The organism is Pseudoalteromonas sp. HF66 (genome assembly GCF_011806445.1).
In the GTDB taxonomy this organism is placed as follows: domain Bacteria; phylum Pseudomonadota; class Gammaproteobacteria; order Enterobacterales; family Alteromonadaceae; genus Pseudoalteromonas; species Pseudoalteromonas apostichopi.
On sequence record NZ_JAATOU010000023.1, the window covers coordinates 38,076 to 61,342 of the forward strand.

Below are 23,267 nucleotides of genomic sequence, written 5' to 3' on the forward strand. Positions count from 1 at the left end.
AAAGTTTTAATTAGTATAAATTGCCACTGAATAGATTACTTTTATTAATAGTAAAGTATTAGTAAATATAAAATATAGCTGTTTATAAAATTTCATTAAATTAGTTTTTAAGCTGCTATATAGTTTTAAGTACTCGAAATACATTAGCTTCAATAGCTTTATTGTGAAAATGGGAAGGAAATAATGAAACTAAAATCACTTACTATTGCGTTAGCACTTGCTGCAACTAGTACAACAGGCTTCGCTGCCGAAAAAGAAGGTTTTTATATTGGCGCATTCGGCGATTACTATGATAACTCTTGGGAAAATGTTCGCGATTATCCGCCAGGTGGATTAAATGTAGATGATTCAACTGGATGGGGTCTGGAATTAGGTTATCGTTTTAGCGATTATTGGAGCGCTCGTTTAGAGTACGCTGATATGGACTTCGATTGGAATGCAGAGCTTAATGATGGCACATCTGTAAGTGGTTCAGAAAGCGGCAAGCGCTACGGTATCGATGCGCTATACCATTTAGGTGGCGGCCCTTTCTACGGTATTTTCGGTCTTAAAAATCTGGATGCAGTTGACGAAGATCTAATGTTCGCAAACGTAGGTGCTGGTTACCAGCACTACTTCACAGATAACTTTGCTTTTAATGCTGAAACATCTTTATACCAAGGTCTTGATCGTGGTTATACAGATGTTGGTGCTAAACTGGGTATTAGCTATATCTTTGGCGATCAAAGTGCGCCTGCTCCGGTAGAGCCTGCACCTGTAGTCGCTGCACCAACTGACAGTGATAATGACGGTGTAATGGATGCAGATGATCAGTGTGCAAACACACCGATGACTGATGCTGTCGACAGCACTGGTTGTACTCTATATGAAGAAAAAGAGGCAACTATAACTTTACTAGTTACGTTCCCGCATGACGTTGCAGAAGTACCTAATCAATACTTTAGCGACATTGCAGATGTTGCAGCCTTTATGAAAGAAAATGAAGGTACTTCAGTAGTACTTGAAGGGCATGCATCAGCAGTTGGTGACGCTGATTACAACATGATGCTTTCTGAAAAGCGTGCTAAAGATGTTGCTGAAGAGCTCGTTAAAGACGGCATTTCTTCAGATAGAATCTCTACGGTTGGCTATGGTGAAGAGCGTTTGAAAAATAAAGCGTATACACTTGAGGCACATGCAGAGAATCGTCGCGTAGAAGCTCAAATCACGAGTGTTGAAAAAGTTAAAGTACTTCGTAAGTAAGTTATTATATTTAAGGTAGAAATTCCTTATTTAGTTAATAATATATAACTAGGCCGGACTAATTTTATTAGTCCGGCTTTTTTGAATGAAATTCAATATTTACTTTCCTAAGAAACAAGTTAATCTTAATTTGTACCAGTTTTAGATGTAATAACCATCATATATTGATATGAATCACCTAATCAAAGTTCAAATTATTGTAGTATGGTGTTTAATCACCTTGTTGAATTATTATTAGGTTATATAATTATTTTTAATGACGTGTAATTTGCACCAGTCCGACATGGACTACTAAGGTGTTTTATGTCGCTGTATTTAGTTGATGCTATGGAATTATAAAAATTTACTAGTTGTTTGAGTTCATTAAGTTTGGATTAATTACTCATCACCTATCTTGACTGAGTGTAGGCTACACTGCCTTTAGTTACTAAAATGGAAGGGAATGAAACATGAAACTAAAATCACTAACTATAGCTTTAGCGCTTGCTGCAACAAGTGCTTCAGGTATCGCTGCAGAAAAACAAGGTTTTTATATAGGCGCATTTGGCGATTATTATGATAACTCTTGGGAAAATATCCGTGACTATCCACCTGGCGGTTTAGATGTAGATGACTCAACTGGGTGGGGTTTGGAATTAGGTTACCGCTTCAGCGATTATTGGAGTGCTCGTTTAGAATATGCTGATATGGATTTTGACTGGAGCGCTGAAACCACAGCCGGTACCACTGTAAGTGGCTCTGAAAGTGGTAAGCGTTACGGTATTGATGGCTTATATCATTTTGGCGGTGGTCCTTTCTACGGTATTTTTGGTTTAAAAAATCTTGATGCTGTTGATGAAGATCTAATGTTTGCTAACGTAGGTGCCGGTTACCAACATTACTTCACCGATAACTTTGCATTCAACGCTGAAACATCTTTATATCAAGGTCTTGACCGTGGTTACACAGATGTTGGTGCAAAGCTAGGTCTTAGCTATATATTTGGTGATCAAAGCGCTCCTGCTGAGCCAGTAGAGCCAGCTCCAACTGTTGTTCCTGTAGCTGTTGAGCCAGTAGATAGCGATGGAGATAATATCCCAGATGCTGATGACCAGTGTGCAAATACACCAATGACAGATGCTGTTGATGGTACTGGTTGTACATTGTATGAAGACCGTGAAGTGTCTAAGACTTTACTAATCACATTCCCTAACAATACATCTAAAGTATCTCAACAATACTTAGACGATATTGATGCTGCTGCTGCGTTTTTGAAAGAGCACCCAGGAACAGACGTAGTACTTGAAGGTCACTCTTCGTCAGTAGGTAAAGCTGACTACAACAAGTGGTTATCTAAAAAACGTGCTGATGCTGTTGCTAAGAAACTAATTGAAGATGGCATTGACCCAATGCGTCTTACTACTGTTGGTTTAGGTGAAGAGCGTCTTAAAAACCCAGCAAATACGCCAGAAGCTCACGCTGAAAACCGTCGTGTTGAAGCGAAAGTGACTGTTATTGAGCGTGTTAAAGTAGAGCGTTAATCTAACCCTTTACGCAAATTTTAAAACCCAGCCTAGTGCTGGGTTTTTTCATTTTAAAGCCCTAGAAATTGATAGATAGGAATGATTCTTAATAAATATTCATTTGAATAGCGTTTTTTTCTAGTACTATTCATGCTATTTATAGTGAGTATTAAAGCCTCTAACTACGGCATGGATTTTCATCTATACTTAAAAGCTTTATAATTAACCGTCAGAATACTATAAGTACTGGGTCTTAATTGGTATTTAGCTTACTACTACCGAGTACTTTCACGTCACCAAGAGGGCAATATTGTGCTACAAGAATATCGTAAACACGTAGAAGAACGTGCCGCGTTAGGTATCGTACCAGCGCCATTAGATGCTCAGCAAACGGCTGATCTTATTGAATTAATCAAAAACCCACCGGCAGGCGAAGAAGAATTTATTGTTGATCTTCTAGTTAATCGCGTACCACCAGGTGTTGATGATGCTGCTTACATCAAAGCAGGTTTCTTAGCTGCAGTTGCAAAAGGTGAAGCGAGCTCTCCACTTGTATCAAAAGAAAAAGCAGCTGAGCTACTTGGTACTATGTTAGGTGGTTACAACATCGCACCTATGATTGATCTTTTAGATGACGAAGCGCTAGCACCAATCGTTGTTAAAGGTTTATCAAACACATTATTAATGTTCGATGCTTTCTACGATGTAGAAGAAAAAGCGAAAGCAGGTAACGAGTTTGCTAAGCAAGTAATCGAATCTTGGGCAAATGCTGAGTGGTTTGTAAACAAGCCTGCAGTTGCTGAAAAAATCTCAGTTACAGTATTCAAAGTAACTGGCGAAACAAATACTGATGACCTTTCTCCTGCACCTGATGCATGGTCACGTCCTGATATTCCACTACATGCTTTAGCAATGCTGAAGAATGAACGTGATGGCATCAATCCTGACAAACCAGGTGAAGTTGGTCCAATCGCACAGCTAGAAGAGCTTAAAACGAAAGGTTTACCTCTTGCATACGTTGGTGATGTAGTTGGTACGGGTTCTTCTCGTAAATCTGCAACTAACTCTGTACTTTGGTTCATGGGTGATGATATTCCTCACGTACCAAACAAACGCGTTGGTGGTGTATGTTTAGGCGGTAAAATCGCTCCTATCTTCTTCAACACAATGGAAGACTCTGGTGCGTTACCAATTGAGCTACCTGTTGATGAGCTAAACATGGGTGACCAAATCGATATCTTCCCATACGAAGGTGTTGTTAAGCGTCACGGTACAGATGAAGTTATCTCTACTTTCTCTCTTAAATCAGACGTAATTCTTGATGAAGTTCGTGCTGGCGGTCGTATTCCACTTATCATCGGTCGTGGTTTAACTGATAAAGCGCGTGCATCACTAGGTATGGAAGCTGAAGATATCTTCCGTAAGCCAGCTCTTGTAACTGATTCTGGTAAAGGCTTCACATTAGCTCAGAAGATGGTTGGCAAAGCATGTAACATGCCTGGCGTACGTCCTGGTCAATACTGTGAGCCGAAAATGACAACTGTTGGTTCGCAAGATACAACAGGTCCTATGACGCGTGACGAACTTAAAGATCTAGCGTGTTTAGGTTTCTCTGCAGATTTAACAATGCAGTCTTTCTGTCATACATCAGCTTATCCTAAGCCAATCGACGTAAATACTCACCACACACTTCCTGATTTCATCATGAACCGTGGCGGTGTATCACTACGTCCAGGTGACGGTGTAATCCACTCATGGTTAAACCGTATGTTATTACCAGATACAGTAGGTACTGGTGGTGACTCGCATACTCGTTTCCCTCTAGGTATTTCATTCCCTGCGGGTTCTGGTGCGGTAGCATTCGCAGCAGCAACTGGTGTAATGCCTCTTGATATGCCAGAGTCAATCTTAGTACGTTTCAAAGGTGAAATGCAGCCAGGTATCACATTACGTGACCTAGTACATGCTATCCCTTACTACGGTATTAAAGAAGGTCTTCTTACTGTTGAGAAGAAAGGTAAGATCAACGAATTCTCTGGTCGTGTACTAGAAATCGAAGGTGTTGAGCACCTAACTGTTGAGCAAGCTTTCGAACTTTCTGATGCGTCAGCTGAACGTTCAGCTGCAGGTTGTACAGTTAAGCTTTCTAAAGAGTCTATCGCTGAATACCTAGAGTCAAACATCGTAATGCTTAAGTGGATGATCTCTGAAGGTTACGGTGATGTGCGTACTATTGAGCGTCGTATCAATGCAATGCAAGAGTGGTTAGCTAACCCTGAACTTATGGAAGCTGATGCTGACGCAGAGTACAAACATGTACTTGAAATTGATCTTGCTGACATCAAAGAGCCAATCCTTTGTGCTCCAAATGATCCTGATGATGCACGTCTTCTTTCAGACGTAACAGGCGAGAAAATCGACGAAGTATTCATCGGTTCTTGTATGACTAACATCGGTCACTTCCGTGCTGCAGGTAAATTACTAGATGGCTTCAGTGGTCGTATCCCAACTCAACTTTGGGTTGCACCACCAACGAAGATGGATAAAGACCAGCTTACTGACGAAGGTTACTACGGTATCTTTGGTCGCGTAGGTGCACGTATCGAAACTCCAGGGTGTTCACTATGTATGGGTAACCAAGCACGTGTTGCTGATAAAGCAACTGTTGTTTCTACCTCTACGCGTAACTTCCCTAACCGTCTAGGTACTGGCGCGAACGTATTCTTAGCATCAGCAGAGCTTGCTGCAGTAGCAGCAATCCTAGGTAAATTACCTACACCTGCTGAGTACCAAGAGTATGCAGATAAGATCAATGCAACGGCAGCTGATACATATCGTTACCTGAACTTCCACCGTATGCCTCAATACACTAAAAAGGCAGACCAAGTAATCGTTCAACAAGCTGTTTAATTAGAGATAAATTAAATTGCAAGAAAAGCCCGCATTAAGCGGGCTTTTTATTTTAGATAAAATTTCTAAATTACTTGTTTATTCGATCTTAAAACTACATAAACAATCATTGCTGTTTACATAATAACGCAAAAATTTCCTATCAATTGCATTAAAATCCTCGCCAATATTCTCAACGAATTAAGGCGAGATCTAAATGACTACATTAAACAACCAGAACCTTCTACAACTTCGTTTTGTAAGCCAAGCGCATATTGACGCAGTAAAACCTTCTTTTGCTAACCTACCTGCGAATCCATACGCAGATGGTGAGTTTCGTAAGCGTCGTTATTCAGTAATTAAAGTTGTTGATGGAGAATTAAAATTACAACCAACAAAAGCATTCGTGCAAGATGACTCAATTAATACCTTTCAAGGTAATGTTGAGCGTACTTATGAAAACCTAGAAGATAGCTTATTAGCGACTGATGGCATGAAGCAAATCGTTAATCAGTTTCGTGATATGACAGGTATTAGCGATGACCGCAATATTGAAATTCACCAATTTAGAATGCTTGCTATCGACAGCGACACACCTGCTGCGCCTGAAGGTGTTCACCAAGATGGTTTTGATCACGTTTGTGTATGTGGTGTATCACATGAAAACCTAGAAGGTGGTGAGCTACTTGTTTATGAGCACCAACAAGCTGAGCCATGTTTCAAAATGGAAATTAAGGACGGCATGTTTGCGCTTATTAATGACCGTGAAGTATGGCATAACGCAACCCCAATGAATAAATTAGACGCAAGCAAAGAAGGTTACCTTGATTGCTTCGTACTAACTGCGTAAGGGTATATCATGAACTTAACGCAATTACGTCGCCAATTCCCTGCGCTTATGCAACAAGTTGCCGGTCAGTCACCGATTTTCCTTGATGGCCCGGGTGGCTCTCAAGTGCCACAGTCAGTTTTAAGTGCCATGACTGCTTATTTGGGTTACTACAACTCAAACTTAGGCGGTGCATTTTTCTCAAGTGACAAAACAGTAGAGTTAATGGCAAACGCTCGCCAAGCTGCAGCCGACTTATTAAATGCGCCATCTAAAGAGCAAATCGTGTTTGGTGCAAACATGACAAGCTTAACGTTTAGCTTTAGCCGTGCAATCTCGCGTGATTGGACTGCAGGTGATGAAATTATCGTCACCAATGCTGATCACTTCTCAAATGTATCATCTTGGCAGCAAGCTGCTGAAGATAAAGGTGCTACTGTAAAAACAGCCCTTATCAACGAAGCTGATTGCAGCTTAGATATGGCACACTTGGAAAGCCTTTTATCTAACAAAACAAAGCTTGTTGCAGTGACATATGCATCGAACACTACTGGCTCAATTAATGATATTAAACGCATCGTTGAACTTGCACATGCTGTTGGTGCGCTAGTATATGTTGATGCCGTTCATTATGCACCTCATGAGCTTGTGGATGTACAAGCACTTGATTGCGACTTCTTAGCCTGCTCTGCGTACAAGTTCTTTGGCCCTCACCTTGGTATTGTATATGGCAAACGTGAGCACCTAGAAGGTTTCACGCCATATAAAGTTGAGCCTGCAAAAGATGTTGCGCCAGGTCGCTGGGAAACTGGAACACAAAGCTTTGAAGCATTGGCTGGCTTAATTGCTGCTGTGGACTACATTGCTGCAATTAGTGAGCTTGATGATAGTCACTCACGCCGAGATAAATTAGCTGCTGCATTTGCTATCACTAAACAACACGAAATGGCATTAAGTAAGCATTTCTTAACGCGTTTGGCTGATTATCCGCGTATCAAGTTGTTCGGTATTGATGCTTTAGATCGTTTATCTGAGCGTACACCGACTTTTGCACTAACTTTTGCAGACATTGAGCCACGTATTGTTTCTGAGTTTTTAGGTAAGCAGCACATTTGTGTGTGGGATGGTAACTTCTATGCCCAAGGCTTATGTAAGCAGCTAGGGGTATTAGAAACCGGCGGCGTAGTTCGCATTGGTTGTATGCACTACAACACTATTGAAGAGCTCGATAAAGTTTTTGATTTATTTGATCAATTACTAGCAGATTAAAGCCGAGCTTTTAGCTTCAAACCTTAAGTTATAAGCAGCCCTAGTAGGCTGCTTTTTTATGGGGGGAGATCTACAGAGCAGTCAGTTACTTATAGTTTAAGTTGTTACAGTTATGAGTTATCAAGAAAACTAGTTTTAAAGTGCTTTCTGGCTTTGAAAGGTGCTGAAGCAATGATGAAATTTAAAGAAAGTAACAAGATAACTATTAAGATGGTTAGCCAGTTTAAAGCCATCTGAATGAGAGTAGGAGGTTCATAAAATCCAAAATGCATGAAATCGGCAATTAAAATTTTATTTTTATAAATTAGGCTGTTACAAAAATTGCCAAGTGCAAAAAAAGATATACTAACCAGAAATAGCATAGTAGTTATAGTTGCCACTTTGAGCTTTAAAATATTTACCTTTATATATTTCGTTAAAAAATATAGCAATACTAAAAACGCAATACTGCTTACAAAGAGCGTGGCACCTAGCCCCAGAGTTAGTAGATTTGAAACCACCCATACTGGCTTTACAGTTATTGGCAAATCATTCGGATTTATGTCGTCAGTCACTAAAAAGATATAAATAGACATATAAGTCAAAATACTGATTACAGTGATCGGAATATGCCAAAGTAATTCACGTTTTTCTTTTTTACGAGCTGTTTTATGTGCGGTATTTCTCTGTGCAAGTCTTTCTAAAGGATCCATTCTTTACTTACTTGAGTAATCATTCAAAAAATTTACCTTTGAGAAAGGTAAATTGCAAGTGAGCATAGCCATTACTAGTGCTCCTATTTCTCAAAGCAAATAAAAAAGCGCGACATCAAATGCCGCGCTTTTCATAATTTTTAGCAACTTACATCGCTTTAAATCTAATCGCTGTGCCGCCACTGGTAGCAAGCTTTAACGTCAACTTATCATCAGCAGTAACAATGCGTTTTTCTACTTTTAAGTCGTAAGGGTTATTAACCCACTGTGCTTTATCACCGTCACGGTAGATTTGCGCTTCAAACTTTTTGCCTTTATCTAAGAAGTCTAATTTCACTTCTAAAGTGCGGGCTTTTTCGTCTGTGACAGCGCCTAGATACCAGTCGTTACCTGAGTATTGCTCACGCTTGCGCTCTTTACGTGCAAATACAACGTAATCGCCAACTTCGCCTTGTAGTGCAATACTTTGTTGCCAATCAGTTGGTACGTCCTGAATAAACTGAAATGCATCTGGCTTGGCCAAGTAATTACGTGGTAAATCAGCGGCCATTTGAATTGGGCTGTACATTACAACATATAGCGCTAATTGCTTCGCTAGAGTTGTTTGTGGGCGATTGGTATCGGCACCTAGACCGTTAAAGCCCATATCAAAAATACCTGGTGTGAAGTCCATTGGGCCGGCAAGCATACGGGTGAAAGCAAGCATTGGAATGTGCTCAGGTGGGTTCGGCGGTGTACCCCATGCGTTAAACTCTTGGCCACGAGCACCTTCACGAGCAATCCAGTTCGGGTATGTACGACGTAGGCCAGTATCTTTTACTGGCTCATGCGTATTGATACTAATCTTATGCTTAGCAGCAAGTTTCACGTTGTATAGGTACTCGTTTACCATGAACTGACCATCGTGCCATTCTTTACGCACAATGCCGTTTTCATCGATACGCTTGATGTTACCACCGTCAGCTACATAACCTGTTTTAACTTGGCTTACATTTGATTTTTCATATAACGCAAATGCAGCTTCCATTTGGTTACGGTAGTTAGTCACGTTACCTGAAGTTTCGTGGTGACCAATTAATTGCACGCCTTTTTCTTTGCCGTAACGTGTTAGCTCTTCAATATCAAAGTCGTCATAAGGTTGAGTAAAGCTAAATACATCACCGTTATAAAACCAGTCGCCATCCCAGCCAATATTCCAGCCTTCGACTAGCACGCCATCAAAGCCATATTTAGCAGCGAAATCCATATAATATTTAGTGTTTGCAGTGGTTGCACCATGAATTTTACCGCTACCCCAAGTATTTTCATTGATGTGCATACCCCACCAAATACCTACGTATTTACCCGGTTTAACCCAAGATACATCACCGAGTTTATTCGGCTCGTTTAGGTTTAAGATGATATCAGAATTGATTAAATCAACGGCTTCATCACCAATTTGAATTGTACGCCAAGGTGTATTGAATGCGCCGTGCTTTTTAACTGCTACACCGTCTGACCAAGGTGTTAAATCTGCTTGGAAAGTACCATCACGACGTTGATTTAAAACCATGCCTGCATAATCAACAAGGGCAGCTTCGTGAATACTGATATGCACACCATCTTTATTTTTTAAAGTAAATGGTGTGTGCACAAGTGCGGCTTTATGAAGTGGGGTAGTGTTATAAACATACTCATAACGGTTCCAACCTCGGGCGGGGATCCACCAAGCTGTTGCATCTGATGAATCTGTAATAGCAAACTCTGTAAGCTCTTTAGTGATTTCTACATCATCATAGCCAGCTTGTTTTGGTAATTCGTATCGAAAACCTACACCATCATTAAAAGCGCGAAAACGTACTGTAAACGTGCCACCTTGTGGTTGTGGCTTTTTAAAGGTAACAGCGACTTCGTTATGGTTATCAACTACCGTTTGGCGTTCACCCCAAGGTTGCTCCCAGCTGCTTTTTACCGAATCAGTGGTTTGGCTGCTAATTTTGTAACCTTCGCTCATTGCTGGTTGTTGTTTAAAAACAAGGCCTAACGAAGAGTTAGCAATGACTTGTTTACCTGCAAAGCTGATTTCGTAGCTAGGTGTGTGTTGCTCATCTGAGATAGTTACTTTGATCTGCCCATCAGGTGAACTGACGGTTGTGGTTTGTGCTAGGCAAGTACCTGAAAAGGCTGCTAACATTAAGGCAGTTAATCGCATTGTTGTTCCTTGGCGGCTTATGGTTATGGATTGTTGTCACGTATTCACATACATCCTTAAAGCATAAAGTGACTTGCCGGTTAATACGAGAGATCTGCATACGTATTCAACAAAGTGAACGTTGCGATACCAAGTCCAGCACCTAAAAAGGTTTAGCAAAAATGACAAGAATAACCCTGTTGCTACTACTATTGTTTAGTCAATGTTTATTGGCACAGCAAATACAGATAGTTGATAAGCAGAATCAACCTCTCAAAAATGCCGTGGTTTGGCTTAAAGGTTCAAAACAAGTTACAGCTCTTGATAGTCATTACACTATGAGTCAAAAAAAACGTGCCTTTGTGCCTCATGTGCTGGCAGTGCCACAAGGGGCTAATGTTGAGTTTCCTAACCTTGATTCAATCATGCACCACGTTTATTCATTTTCTAAAACAAAGCAATTTGAGTTAAAGCTTTACCACGATAAACCAGAAAAACCGATTAACTTTGCACAAACAGGCGTTGTCGAGCTTGGTTGTAACATTCATGACTGGATGCTGGGTTATATTGTAGTCGTTGATGGCGGTATTTATGGGCAAACCGATGAGCAAGGTATGGTTGAACTAAGCTTACCTGAAGGTAAGTTTACTTTGGCTGTTTGGCATGACCGATTTAATGATATCAGCACACCAGAAACCATCGAGATCAAAAACACGGCTAAGCAATTAAGTTATCAGTTAAAACAAACTTTATTACCAAAATTAGAACTAAGCAGCGACGAATTTGATGATTATTAATAAATGGCACACCTTGGCATTATTTAGTGTTGTGGGGTTACCTATACAGGCCTTTGCCGAGCATGATGGGCAGCTAACCGTAACGGCTGTGCGTGGCGACCAACTGTCGAGCTATCAGCGTAAGGGAATCGGCTTATACCGTTATGACCAAGAGCATGATGGTGTCGTAATATCACAAGCTATGCTAAGTAGTCGTTTTGAATTAAATAGCGATTGGTCTGCGCATACTGTGCTTAACGCTCATCCAGATCCTGAACTGACAGTAGGCTTTACTCAGGCTTATTTACAATATCAGCCTCTCACTGCAAGTCGCTACAAATGGGCTGTTAAAGCTGGTGGCTTTTATCCAAAAATGTCACTAGAGAATCCACAAAGTGGCTGGATGTCACCTTATAACTATACTAATTCTGCGATTAATACATGGATTGGTGAAGAGGTACGTGCTTTTGGTTTAGAGGCAAGCATTAAGCGCCCAGGTCGACAGTTTAGAAGTAACCACAGCTTTGAAGGGGTTGCCTCGGTGTTTAAAGGCAATGATCCCGCCGGTACTTTATTGTCATGGCGGGGCTTTGCTATGCATGATAGGCAAACTACCTTTAATGAAAATATTGATTTTGCAACCCCTAATTCATTTAATTGGTATCAGTTAAGTAAGCAAGCTGAGCATGTTGAGCCTTTCGAAGAAGTTGATGGCCGCTTTGGTTATTACGTTGGCGCGCATTGGGATTATCAGAAGCGATCGCAATTACGTGTTTATTATTATGATAACAATGGCGATCCAGGTGCTTTGAATACCGATACTGGTCAATACGCATGGGATACTCGCTTTTTAAGCGTTGCTTGGCTATATAAAGTTAATAAGCAAACACGCATTATTGCGCAATTGTTAGATGGTAAAACTTCAATGGGCCCTCACCGTGGGGTAGATAATGATTTTTATAGTCATTTTGTTTTATTAAGCCACAAGTTAGACCAGCATCGTCTCACAATTAGGTATGATTATTTCAAGGTTAGCGATCATGATGATTGGCAATTTGATCCTAACCAAAGTCGTGGAGAAGCTTTAACCGCAAGTTGGCGTTATCAACTGTCAACTCAGTGGCAAGTAGGTGCTGAATATTCAGTGCTGAGCAGTGACGCTCAAAACAGACCCGGTATGGGATTTAATGAGCATAACTCGCAGCAGCAATTGCAATTTTCAGCGAGTTGGTTTTTTTAATTTCATACACTTTTTTAGTTTTTCTACTAACATTCTAATGAACGTGCTGATTAGAATTTGAATTGGGATAATGTATGAAGTTACAAAGCATTCGCGTCAAAAGCTCTTTACCAATTGTGCTACTTGGCATTGCTGTCGTCATTTTAATTGCCGGCTATACCTATCTAATTAACCTTCAAAAAGAAGCGATTGATGCACAGTCAGAACGTTTCTTAAATGCGGTTTCTGTGGTTGTTAATGCTGACCGAGACCTGTACCAAGCTAAAGTGGCAGAGTTGCATCTTGTTACTCAAATGAAAGGTGATAAAGAGCAACTAACAGATCACCAAGAAAATGCCGAGCAAGTTAAAGAACGATTTAAGCAATATCTATCTTATATGTCGCCATACTCTGAGATTACGAGTCAATTCCGTAACTTTGATAGCGCATTTGATGCATGGTACACAGCATCAACAAGTTACATAAATAACCCTGCTGATGCTTCGCAAAGACAAGCTGCAGAGCAATCCTTTTCGGCACTACGTGATATTTTAGATAAAGCCGGTGAAGCGGCAGATAAAACCTCTCAAGCAGAAACAGAAAAGCTGATGGATAAAGTAATGGGCTTTAAAGTGATGCTTATGCTGATGATTGCAGTTGTTCTGGCAGTTGCTGGTTGGTTTAGTTATTTTGTGCCACGCCAGCTTACAAAACAAATTAACTTTGTCACAGAACGAATTAACGAAATTGCCTCTGGAGATGGAGATTTAACAGGTCGTATTAATGTTAAAACGCAAGATGAATTTGCTGAGTTGGCTACTGCATTCAACCGCTTTTTAGATAACTTACAACAGTTAATCAAAGATATTTTAGAACAAGCGAAAGAGCTACATAATCTTGGTAATGATTTAGACAACTTTGCTAATCAAAACCACCAAGTAAATCAAAAGCTCAGCCAAGCGTCTGAGTCGATAGTCAGTGCTGTACACGAAATGAGTGTAGCAAGTCGCGAAGTGGCCAATGTGGCGCAAAACTCATCTCATGAAGCCGATAATTCACAACAGCTAGCTAAACAAGGCTTAGCTGCGGTTGATAATTCAAGCCGTAAAATTATTGCGCTGTCAGACAACATGGAGCATGCCAGCCAGCGTTCAACAGAATTGCAGCAAAGCTCAGACAACATCGCCAAAGTGCTTGAAGTAATTCGAGCAATAGCTGAACAAACAAATTTGCTTGCTCTGAATGCTGCAATTGAAGCCGCGCGCGCCGGTGAGCAAGGTCGCGGTTTTGCGGTCGTTGCTGATGAGGTTCGTACCCTAGCAACTCGCACACAAGAAAGTACTAATGACATTCAAACTATGGTTGAACAGTTTGCTACAAGCGTTGAGCAGTCACTGCAAGCTATTAATAGTGGTAAGCGCTATGCCGATGAAGCGGTTGAGTCATTTACACAAACCAATGATGTGCTTAACTCAATGCAAGAGTCATCAGTTAAGGTAAATGATATGGCGATGCAGACAGCGCAAGCGACGGAAGAGCAAACTGCTGTGGCAGATGAAATTAGCCAAAATTTATCAGACTTAAACGATCAAACCCAACAAGGGGGCGGCTTAGCAAGTTCAACACAAGAAGTAGCTAATCGTATGAACCAACTCACTGATGAGCTCAATCATTTAGTAAATCGATTTAAAGTCTAATCATAAGCCAACAAAAAAGGGCTCAATGAGCCCTTTTTTACATCTAGCTAAAACGCTTACTTTTTCTCAAAAGCACGCTTCATATAATTTGGTGTCGCTAATGCGCCGTGGTGAATACCTGCATTATAGTACTCTGTGCTTTGCGCCAGTGTATTTGCATCATCTTCACGAAACCCTGCGAATGCTTCTGACTTACGAGCAAGGGTTACTGACCATAAGCCACTTGGGTAAATTGGCTGTGGGAAAGGCAGAGTTTGTAGATCAACAAAGCCCACTTCTGTCATCGCATCGCGCATTTCTACTAATAGTGGCATATGCATAAGTGGTGATTCACTTTGCTGAATTAAGATACCGCCAGGGCGAAGTGCAGTTAAACAGCTCGTATAGAAAGCATGGTTGAATAAACCTTCGCCTGGACCAACAGGATCTGTACCATCGACAATCACTACATCGATTGATTCAGGCGCTGCTTCACGCATGTACTTGATGCCGTCGTCAAACATCACTGTAGCGCGAGGATCTTGATTTGATTCACACAGCTCAGGGAAGTATTTAAGTGACATTTGTGTCACGACTTCATCGATATCAATTTGTGTTACGCTTTCAACACCTGGGTGCTTTAATACTTCGCGCAATGTACCGCAGTCACCACCACCAATGATCACAACATTTTTTGGATTTGGGTGTGCAAGCAATGCCGGATGGCTGATCATCTCGTGATAAAAAAAGTTTTCACGGCTACTTACCATAGTACAACCGTCAATAATCATCAGATTACCGAAGTCAGTTGTTTCGTACATTTCTACTTTTTGAAATGGCGACTGTTGTTCATCAAGCTTTTTAGTAATGCGTAGTGAAAAGGCACTACCATCACGGTCACTAATTTCAGTGAACCAGTTGTTTTGATCTAAATTAGCCATCTTGCTCATACACTTTTGGTTAATGGTAAAAAAGGGGGGCAATTTTGCCAGTGCTTGACCAATTGCTCAATCAAATTTTAATCAGTATAGCGAATATTTTTTATCACTTTGGCATATAGCGCAATTTTTGTTAGCGTGGTCAGCCCTAGCGTATTAAAATGTGCGTTTATATTTAATGAAATTACAGAAGATATTGCCATGACTTGGGGTTTAGACAAAGCACGCGATACATACAATGTTGCTCACTGGAGTGACGGTTACTTTGACATTAACGCGCAAGGTGAGCTGGTGGCTTACCCTGATGGTGATCAAACTAAAGCTGCGGTGTCTTTATCTGAACTGACCGAGCAATTCAAAAAGCAAGGTCTTACTTTACCTGTACTAGTACGCTTTACTGACATTCTACAAAATCGTGTTGATACTCTGACGAGTGCTTTTACCAAAGCGTGTAACGCCCGTGAATATCAAGGTAGTTATACTTGTGTTTATCCAATTAAGGTTAATCAACAGCGCTCTGTTGTGAGTAAACTACTCGCTCATCCAAGTGGTTTAGTGGGCCTTGAGGCCGGCTCAAAGCCTGAGCTTATGGCGATTTTAGGTGTAGCGAAAGAGCCAATTACCATTGTATGTAATGGCTACAAAGACAGTGAATTTTTGCGCTTGGCCTGTATTGGTCAAGGCATGGGGCACAAGGTTCACATTGTTGTTGAAAAACTCTCTGAACTGACTACCTTGTTAGCTGAAATTGATGACTTAGGAATTGAGCCATCAATCGGTATCCGTATTCGCTTAAACTCGGTAGGTAAAGGTAAATGGCAAAATACCGGTGGTGAAAAAGGCAAGTTTGGTTTAACTGCAGGCCAAGTACTTTCTGCTGTTGAGCTACTTAAGTCGCGTAATAAACTTCATTTAATGCAACTAGTGCATTTCCATATTGGCTCTCAGATTGCCAATATCCGTGATATTCATCGGGCACTGCGTGAATGTGCTCGCCATTTTGCTGAGTTAACTCAGTTAGGCGTGCCACTTAATACAGTTGATGTAGGTGGCGGTTTAGGTGTTGATTATGAAGGGTCTGGTTCACGTAGTTCGTGTTCAATGAACTACAGTGTTGATGAATATGCACGTAATGTAGTGAATGCGTTTGCTGAAGTGTGCCAACAACATGACCTTAAACACCCAGCCATTATTACCGAATCAGGTCGTGCGTTAACAGCGCATCATGCGGTATTAATTACTGATGTTATCGATGTTGAGCGTGCGCCAAATCATGAAAACCCAACAGCGCCTGAGGCCGGTAGCGTATTGGTACTAGATGAAATGTGGCAGTGTTTACAGCGTTTAACACCGCGTATGGCGCTGGAAATTTATCATGATGCAATGCATCTATTTAGTGAAGCTCATGATCAGTATGTGCATGGCTTACTCACTATGCTTGAATGGGCGAAGCTTGAGCAGCTGTATTTCACCATTTTACACCGCGTTCGAGCATCCCTCAGCGAAAATGCCCGTGCCCACCGTGAAGTGTTAGACGATTTAAACGAAAAACTGGCCGACAAGCTATTCGTTAATTTCTCATTATTCCAATCACTGCCTGATGTTTGGGGTATTCAGCAATTATTCCCTGTGATGCCTGTTGAAAACCTACATCAGCCGTTAACGCAACGCGCTATTATTCAAGACATTACCTGTGACTCTGATGGACAAATTCGTAACTATGTTGAAGGTACCGGCATTGAGAGCAGCTTACCTATACCTGAGTACAAGCAAGGCCAGCAATATCACATTGCGATGTTCTTAGTGGGCGCGTATCAAGAAATTTTAGGTGATTTACATAACCTATTCGGCGACACAGATTCAGTGCATGTTGAGCTTACTGAAGCCGGTTATCAGCTGACTAACGCGATTAAAGGTGACAGCGTTAAGGACGTATTAAAGTTTGTTGATTATGATAGTGACATTCTTGCTGAAAACTTTGCGAAACGGGTTAAGTCACTGGCAATTGATGAGCAATCTAAGGCACAATATTTGTCAGAACTAAATGCTGGCCTTTCTGGCTACACGTATTTTGAAGATTAAGCATTAAAGGAATAAGTAGTAATGTCCATGATCCGTTGTGTGTTCAGTTTTTTATTCTACACCCTCAATACACTTTTTTGGTTCGTGCCCATCTTTATTTGTGGCGTGATTAAACTGATCCCAATTAAACCTCTGCAAAAATTAATGAGTTGGGTTGCTAAGCAATGCGCCACTATGTGGGTGAGTTGTAACAGTATTAACCAAAACTTATTTGCTTCTTATAAGCTAAACGTAACCGGACTTGAGCAGCTCAAAGCAAAAGATTGGTACTTGGTGATCGCTAATCATCAAAGTTGGGTAGATATTGTTGTAATGCAACGCGTGTTTAATCGCCGCATTCCTTTTTTAAACTTTTTCTTAAAAAAAGAACTAATTTACGTGCCTTTCTTAGGTCTTGCGTGGTGGGCATTAGATTTTCCCTTTATGACTCGCACTAGCAAATCACAATTAAAGAAAAACCCTAAATTACGTGGCAAGGACTTAGAAACAACGCGCAAAGCTTGCGAAAAGTTCAAAGAAATGCCGGTAAGTATCGTTAACTTTGTTGAAGGCACACGTTTTACTGCCGAAAAACATTCACGCCAAAACAGCCCTTTTGAACACTTGTTAAAGCCAAAAGCGGGCGGGGTTGCGTTTGTTATGCAAGCTATGGGTGAACAAATTTCAAAAGTGGTCAATGTAACCATTCATTATCCTGATGGTATTCCGAGCTTTGTTGATTTTGCCAGTGGTCGTGTTACGCAAGTTGATTTGCGAGTAGAAGTGATGGAAGTGAGCCCTAATTTAATCGGTGATTACACCGGTGATGCTGACTTTAGAGTTAACTTTCAAGCTGAGTTAAATCGCATTTGGGATGAAAAAAATCAGCAGCTAGCCGAGTTAGAAGCAAAAACGCAGTAGTATTGCTAACGCAGTCGAGAGCACATATATGTTAAAGAAATTTTTACCAAATTGGTTAACAGGCATCCTAGTCAGCATTGTTTTGTTTGCTAATGTGATTATTTGGGGCACGCTAGTGCTGCTGTTCGGTGTGCTTAAATTATTACTACCGTTTAAAGTGGTTAGCGATATTCTCCATGTAGCTTATCGTGGTTGGTGCAAAGGTAACCGTTTCGCTTTGTGGTTAGGTTGCCCAACGATTGATATCGATATTAAAGGCAATATCAGTAAAGATGGTTGGTACTTACTTATTTCTAATCATATGAGTTGGCTCGACATTGTTGTGTTAAGTGCGATTGATGTGTTACCTGCGCCAAAATTCTTCTTAAAAGACGAGCTGAAGTATGTGCCGTTCATTGGCACCGGCGCTTGGGCTATGGGTATGCCTTTTATGAAGCGCGTTAGCAAAGCGCAGCTGGCAAAAAATCCCAAGCTGAAAGGACTTGATGTAGAGCGTACCAAACGCAGTTGCCGCGATTTTCGTAATCACCCAACGACTATAATTAACTTTGTTGAAGGCACTCGCTTTACTTGTCAAAAACACAGTAAACAGAATAGCCCGTTTACTTACCTCTTAAAGCCAAAAGCGGGTGGTACTGCATTTGCCCTTGAGGTATTAGGTGAGCAGTTTGATGCATTATTAAATACCTCGATTATTTACCAGGGGGAAGGCGAGCATATTTGCCGAAATCTGATGCGTGGTCGTCTTAATGTCATAAAAGTTGAGATGCATGTGCAAGCAATTAGCGCAGATATGATTGGTGATTATCAGCATGACAGAGCTTTTAGAACAGCTTTTCAACAACATATTAATGAGTTATGGTTGCAAAAAGACGCCCAGCTACTAACTTATCATCAAGCCCAGCAAGCTGAGTACCTTGCCAACATCAATAAAGAGGTTGAAGCGCCATGAAGCAAACTCACCTGCAAGAATTGGTGATGCCTTGGTTTGAATCAATGCCAGACGCGACGCTGTTAAGCGCATTAACGGCGACAGCTATCGGCGTTGGCTCATTACTAATAATCTATACGTTTACCCGCCGCCTGCTACTGCCGGGCATCCAAAAGGTTGTTACTCGTCTTTCACCAGAGCGCATTGGCGCGCTGACACCTATGCTCAATAAGCTCAATCGTCGCTTTGCTGGAGCATTGTGTTGCGTTCTTTATTTGGCAACTTTTGATTACGTATATCCTGTCCATGATGTTGCCTCGTTGGTCCTTAAAACCGTGGGGCAAGTTGCCCTGATCATTTATGGTGGTTTCATTTTAAGTAGTGTGGTGAGTATTGCAGGTGGTATTTATAACCAACTTGACTTTGCCCGTGATATTCCGATTCAGGGTTTGATACAGGTAGTAAAACTTATCACTTTTATGGTTTGTGCCATCCTTATTGTGAGCATTTTACTAGAGAAGTCACCGACATATATTCTCTCAGGTTTTGGTGCGATAGCTGCGGTCACCTTACTGGTGTTCAAAGATACTATTTTGGGTTTTGTAGCCAGTATACAAATTGCAGCTAATCGTTTAGTGACCTATGGTGATTGGATCCAAGTGGATAGCTATGGCGCAGACGGTGAGGTTATCGACCTTGGCTTAAATACCGTAAAAGTACGAAACTGGGATAACACCATTACAACTATCCCAACTTATATGCTGGTTGCTGGATCATTTAAAAACTGGCGAGGTATGCAAGAGTCAGGTGGTCGTCGTATCAAGCGTGCTTTAAATATTGATATGAATAGTATACGTTTAGTCGATGATGCGTTTCGTGAACAAATTGATGCTGCTATCCCACTTAACGATTATATTCGTGTTTCAAGCTTGCCTGATCCGGTGACAAACCTTGGTTTATTCCGTCGTTATGCTGAAGGTTACTTAAAACAGCACGAAAAAATTAATCGTGATTTAACCCTAATGGTGCGTGAGTTACAACCGATGAATCATGGTTTACCCATTGAGTTTTACTGCTTTAGTGAAGATAAGCGCTGGATTTCGTATGAGCACTTGCAAGCAGAGATTATGGATCATCTACTTGCTGTGTTGCCTATATTTGGACTTAGACCTTATCAAAGTGTTACTGGGCAGTTAAGTACAAGCGAATCCCAAACAGGGCTAAAACCAAGTATCAAGGTTGCTAACACTGTGCGTGAAAAAGCTTAAAACTGACTAATCAGTACGCTGATAGCAATAAATCCTAACAATAGCCACCAAATTGGTGGCTTTGCTATTCTTAGCCAAGTAAATGCCGCAATAACTAAAGCTACTTGCCACAGATTTTGCACGGCCGATTGCCAAATAGGTGAATAAAGGGCGGCAGCTAAAAAGCCCACCACGGCGGCATTTAATGCTGAAATACTGCCTGCAAAGCGAGGCTTATCAGCCAGTTGTAGCCAGCTTTTCATAAAAGCTAACATCAATAAAAATCCCGGCAAGAAAATCATGATGGTCGCGACAATTGCACCTATAAGTGGCGTATTTGGAGACACTTGTGCGCCTAGGTATGTTGCTATGGTAAACATTGGTCCTGGAATAGCCTGAGCACTGGCATAAGCAGATAAAAACTGCTCGGTTTCAAGACTCGGCACACCAGCTTGTAAAATGGGTAATACAACATGGCCGCCGCCAAAGACCATAGCGCCTGTTTGGTAAAATGGGGCAAACAAAGAGAACCACTCGCCTAAAGGTAAAAAGCTCATCAGTAACAAGGCGGTAAATAAACCAAGCGGTAACCAAGCAATTTTCACAGGTTTATGTTCTTGGTTCTCTGGAAGTTTAAGCTGAGGATAAAACCAACCTATGGCTGCAGCTGCAATAAGTACTAAAATTTGACTTGATAACTGTGAAAATACAATCAGCGCAACAGTACTCAGTACTGCTATGAGTTTATGTAAGTGGCTTTTGCAAAAGCTCATTGCCATGCTGTAGGTTGCATCGGCAACGATCACTACAGCAAATAGTTTAAGTCCAGCAATGACTGCAAAGTAAATATCACCAAATTGGTGAGCACTGAGAGCCAGAAAAAACATGATTAAAAATGAGGGCAGGGTAAAGCCTACAAAAGCACAAAGACCTCCCAGTAGCCCACCTTTTTCAATCCCCATTGCAAAGCTAACTTGGCTCGACCCCGGGCCTGGTAACGCTTGGCTCAGGCTAATTAGTTGAGCATAACGTTCTGCTGAAAGCCATTTTAAATTATCAACAAAGTGGCGCTTAAAATAACCAAGGTGTGCTGCAGGACCACCAAAGCTCATACAGCCTAATAAAAAGAATTGTTTAAAGATGATGAATAACATTACTTTTGCCGTTCCAGGGTGAATGTTTCTATTATGACAAAATTGTATGACATTTTTGTGGTTTTTATGACACAAGGCCGTCTACAATATAGAGAACGAGTGAACGTAGTTATGAGTATCACTATGAAACGCTATATTACCTGTTTATTGTTATCGCTATGCAGCAGCTTTGCACTTGCAACTTCTTTTGAGAAGGTTGTGGTGGCTGTTGATCATGCGCCTCCTTATGGCATGGTCACTGAAGATGGTAAAGTGAGCGGCGCGATTGTTGATATTATGCGTGAGGTGCGGCGTACTTTACCAATCAAACTTGAGTATGTTGCTTGCCCGTTTTCTCGTTGTCTGAAAATGCTCGAACAAAATGAACTAGATGTGATGGGCGGACTCATTCGCACCAAAGCGCGTGAACAACAAATGCAGTTTCTCACCCCTCCATACATGATGTTGTCGTCTTCTTTTGTGTTTTATGCAAGAACTGATAGCGAGCTTGAAATAAATAGCTATCAAGATTTAGCCGGTAAACGTATTGCTGTAATGCGAGGTGCAGCACACTTTCCTCGTTTCGATAACGATAAAACACTTATAAAAGTTGAGGCTTTAAGTGAAAATAATGCATTTGAAATGCTATTAAAAAATCGTGTTGAGCTAGTGATTGCTGTTGAGAGCACAGCTGATCATGCCTCTGTATTTCTGCAGCGACCTTCACAAGAAATCGTAAAAATGCCGTATCGCCATAAAGATGTCATATATGGTCACATTGCGTTAAGTAAACAATTCGCACGCTCAGATTTGGCCGAAAAAATTCAAGAGCGCCTCAATACGTTAGTCCTCAATGGCCGCTTAACAGAATTGGTCAAAAGATATAACTTACCTCCGATTACTACTGTAACACTTGATAAGTAACCCACTCTTCATCGTTTGTTCATAGAAACTCATTCATAATTGTTAACAATTCAATTTGAATAATTGCCATGGAGAGACACATGACTTTTACAAAATCAGTTTTAACAGTGGGCGTTTTAGCCGTTCTTTTAACAGGTTGTGAGACAACTAATACAGGTAAAGGCGCTGCGATTGGCGCCGCAACAGGTGCAGTACTAGGTAAAGCAACAGGTGATCACGACGATAAACGTATCTTCATTGGTGCAGCTATTGGTGCATTAGCTGGTGCAGCCGTTGGCGATTATATGGATAAGCAAGAAGAAGCATTTCGCGATGAGCTAGCGGGCTCTGGTGTTGAAGTGGTTCGTGAAGGCGATAATATCCGTCTGGTCATGCCATCAAACATTACTTTTGCGACAGATCAGTCATATATTTCATCAGGTTTCCACAGCACGCTAGACGCGATTGCTAACGTGATGAATAAGTACGAAAAAACGTATTTAAGTGTTGAAGGTCATACAGATAGCACAGGTAAAGATAGCTACAATATGACGTTGTCTCAGCAGCGTGCACAAAGCGTAAAAGATTACCTAGTTAATCATCAGATCATGTCTGCGCGCATTAGCACAAAAGGTTATGGTGAAACGCGTCCTGTAGCGAGCAATGACTCAGCAAATGGTCGTGCTTTAAACCGTCGCGTAGAAATTCAGATCGTACCAAATACACAAGGTTAGATTTTATACCAATCTGCAATAATACTTAGTCATTTTGAGGGATTAAACCTGTCGCTAACTGCGTTAAAAATTTCTGATTTAGAACAACTAAATAACGAAATTTTTGCCTTGTTATCAACGAGGTTTTATTGCCTC

At 41.1% G+C, this 23,267-nt stretch carries 18 protein-coding genes; 14 read left to right on the forward strand and 4 right to left on the reverse strand.

Going from position 1 to position 23,267, the window contains the following annotated elements; translation table 11 throughout:
• Positions 1–183 precede the first annotated feature (183 nt).
• From HCZ11_RS17325 to HCZ11_RS17345, 5 genes are all read left to right on the forward strand, one after another.
• The gene (locus tag HCZ11_RS17325) at positions 184–1,242 is read left to right on the forward strand and encodes an OmpA family protein (protein WP_130049982.1); all 1,059 of its coding nucleotides are present in this window, start codon (positions 184–186) and stop codon (positions 1,240–1,242) included.
• A 449-nt stretch (positions 1,243–1,691) separates the two neighbouring features.
• Entirely contained in the window at positions 1,692–2,762 is a 1,071-nt protein-coding gene (locus HCZ11_RS17330) for an OmpA family protein (protein WP_130049981.1), read from the forward strand.
• 294 nt (positions 2,763–3,056) lie between these two features.
• Complete coding sequence (gene acnB / locus HCZ11_RS17335; protein WP_130049980.1) at positions 3,057–5,654, forward strand: bifunctional aconitate hydratase 2/2-methylisocitrate dehydratase; 2,598 nt, start codon at positions 3,057–3,059, stop codon at positions 5,652–5,654.
• Positions 5,655–5,850: 196 nt separating this feature from the next.
• The gene (locus tag HCZ11_RS17340; RefSeq protein WP_130049979.1) at positions 5,851–6,483 is read left to right on the forward strand and encodes a 2OG-Fe dioxygenase family protein; all 633 of its coding nucleotides are present in this window, start codon (positions 5,851–5,853) and stop codon (positions 6,481–6,483) included.
• Positions 6,484–6,492: 9 nt separating this feature from the next.
• Entirely contained in the window at positions 6,493–7,731 is a 1,239-nt protein-coding gene (locus HCZ11_RS17345) for a cysteine desulfurase-like protein (RefSeq protein WP_167659060.1), read from the forward strand.
• Between the two features lie 110 nt (positions 7,732–7,841).
• On the opposite strand, the gene HCZ11_RS17350 is transcribed toward HCZ11_RS17345, so the two are convergent.
• Positions 7,842–8,423 (reverse strand): hypothetical protein, encoded by a 582-nt coding sequence (locus HCZ11_RS17350; protein WP_130049977.1) that lies wholly within the window; start codon positions 8,421–8,423, stop codon positions 7,842–7,844.
• Between the two features lie 148 nt (positions 8,424–8,571).
• Positions 8,572–10,614 carry a glycoside hydrolase family 97 protein gene (locus HCZ11_RS17355; RefSeq protein WP_167659061.1) on the reverse strand — a complete coding sequence of 681 codons (2,043 nt, stop codon included), beginning with the start codon at positions 10,612–10,614 and terminating at the stop codon, positions 8,572–8,574.
• 161 nt (positions 10,615–10,775) lie between these two features.
• Between HCZ11_RS17355 and HCZ11_RS17360 the strand changes: the two genes are divergently transcribed.
• The 3 genes from HCZ11_RS17360 (at position 10,776) to HCZ11_RS17370 (ending at position 14,285) form a co-directional block, all read left to right on the forward strand.
• Entirely contained in the window at positions 10,776–11,390 is a 615-nt protein-coding gene (locus HCZ11_RS17360; protein ID WP_130049975.1) for a methylamine utilization protein, read from the forward strand.
• The gene (locus tag HCZ11_RS17365; RefSeq protein WP_167659062.1) at positions 11,380–12,609 is read left to right on the forward strand and encodes a hypothetical protein; all 1,230 of its coding nucleotides are present in this window, start codon (positions 11,380–11,382) and stop codon (positions 12,607–12,609) included. The genes HCZ11_RS17360 and HCZ11_RS17365 overlap by 11 nt, the downstream gene beginning before the upstream one ends.
• 74 nt (positions 12,610–12,683) lie before the next feature.
• Positions 12,684–14,285 carry a methyl-accepting chemotaxis protein gene (locus tag HCZ11_RS17370; protein ID WP_130049973.1) on the forward strand — a complete coding sequence of 534 codons (1,602 nt, stop codon included), beginning with the start codon at positions 12,684–12,686 and terminating at the stop codon, positions 14,283–14,285.
• A gap of 56 nt (positions 14,286–14,341) precedes the next feature.
• On the opposite strand, the gene speE is transcribed toward HCZ11_RS17370, so the two are convergent.
• On the reverse strand, positions 14,342–15,205 hold the full coding sequence (speE, locus tag HCZ11_RS17375) for a polyamine aminopropyltransferase (protein ID WP_054562846.1): 864 nt from the start codon (positions 15,203–15,205) through the stop codon (positions 14,342–14,344).
• Between the two features lie 198 nt (positions 15,206–15,403).
• Here speE and speA point away from each other — a divergent pair, with 198 nt between their 5' ends.
• From speA to HCZ11_RS17395, 4 genes are read left to right on the forward strand one after another with little or no spacing between them, the layout of a single operon-like run.
• Positions 15,404–17,284 carry a biosynthetic arginine decarboxylase gene (speA, locus tag HCZ11_RS17380; protein ID WP_130049971.1) on the forward strand — a complete coding sequence of 627 codons (1,881 nt, stop codon included), beginning with the start codon at positions 15,404–15,406 and terminating at the stop codon, positions 17,282–17,284.
• 21 nt (positions 17,285–17,305) lie between these two features.
• Positions 17,306–18,184, forward strand: a complete 879-nt coding sequence (locus HCZ11_RS17385; protein WP_130049970.1) for an acyltransferase — start codon at positions 17,306–17,308, stop codon at positions 18,182–18,184.
• A gap of 28 nt (positions 18,185–18,212) precedes the next feature.
• A complete protein-coding gene (locus HCZ11_RS17390; protein ID WP_130049969.1) occupies positions 18,213–19,136 on the forward strand; it encodes an acetyltransferase in 924 nt (307 codons plus the stop codon).
• Entirely contained in the window at positions 19,133–20,383 is a 1,251-nt protein-coding gene (locus HCZ11_RS17395; RefSeq protein WP_130049968.1) for a mechanosensitive ion channel family protein, read from the forward strand. The genes HCZ11_RS17390 and HCZ11_RS17395 overlap by 4 nt, the downstream gene beginning before the upstream one ends.
• Here the strand turns inward: HCZ11_RS17395 and chrA are convergent.
• Positions 20,380–21,516, reverse strand: a complete 1,137-nt coding sequence (chrA, locus tag HCZ11_RS17400) for a chromate efflux transporter (RefSeq protein WP_167659063.1) — start codon at positions 21,514–21,516, stop codon at positions 20,380–20,382. The two genes, HCZ11_RS17395 and chrA, sit on opposite strands and share 4 nt — an antisense overlap.
• 33 nt (positions 21,517–21,549) lie before the next feature.
• Here chrA and HCZ11_RS17405 point away from each other — a divergent pair, with 33 nt between their 5' ends.
• Both HCZ11_RS17405 and HCZ11_RS17410 read left to right on the forward strand, forming a co-directional pair.
• On the forward strand, positions 21,550–22,419 hold the full coding sequence (locus tag HCZ11_RS17405; protein ID WP_167659064.1) for an ABC transporter substrate-binding protein: 870 nt from the start codon (positions 21,550–21,552) through the stop codon (positions 22,417–22,419).
• A gap of 80 nt (positions 22,420–22,499) precedes the next feature.
• Positions 22,500–23,132, forward strand: a complete 633-nt coding sequence (locus HCZ11_RS17410; RefSeq protein WP_130049965.1) for an OmpA family protein — start codon at positions 22,500–22,502, stop codon at positions 23,130–23,132.
• Positions 23,133–23,267: the final 135 nt, after the last annotated feature.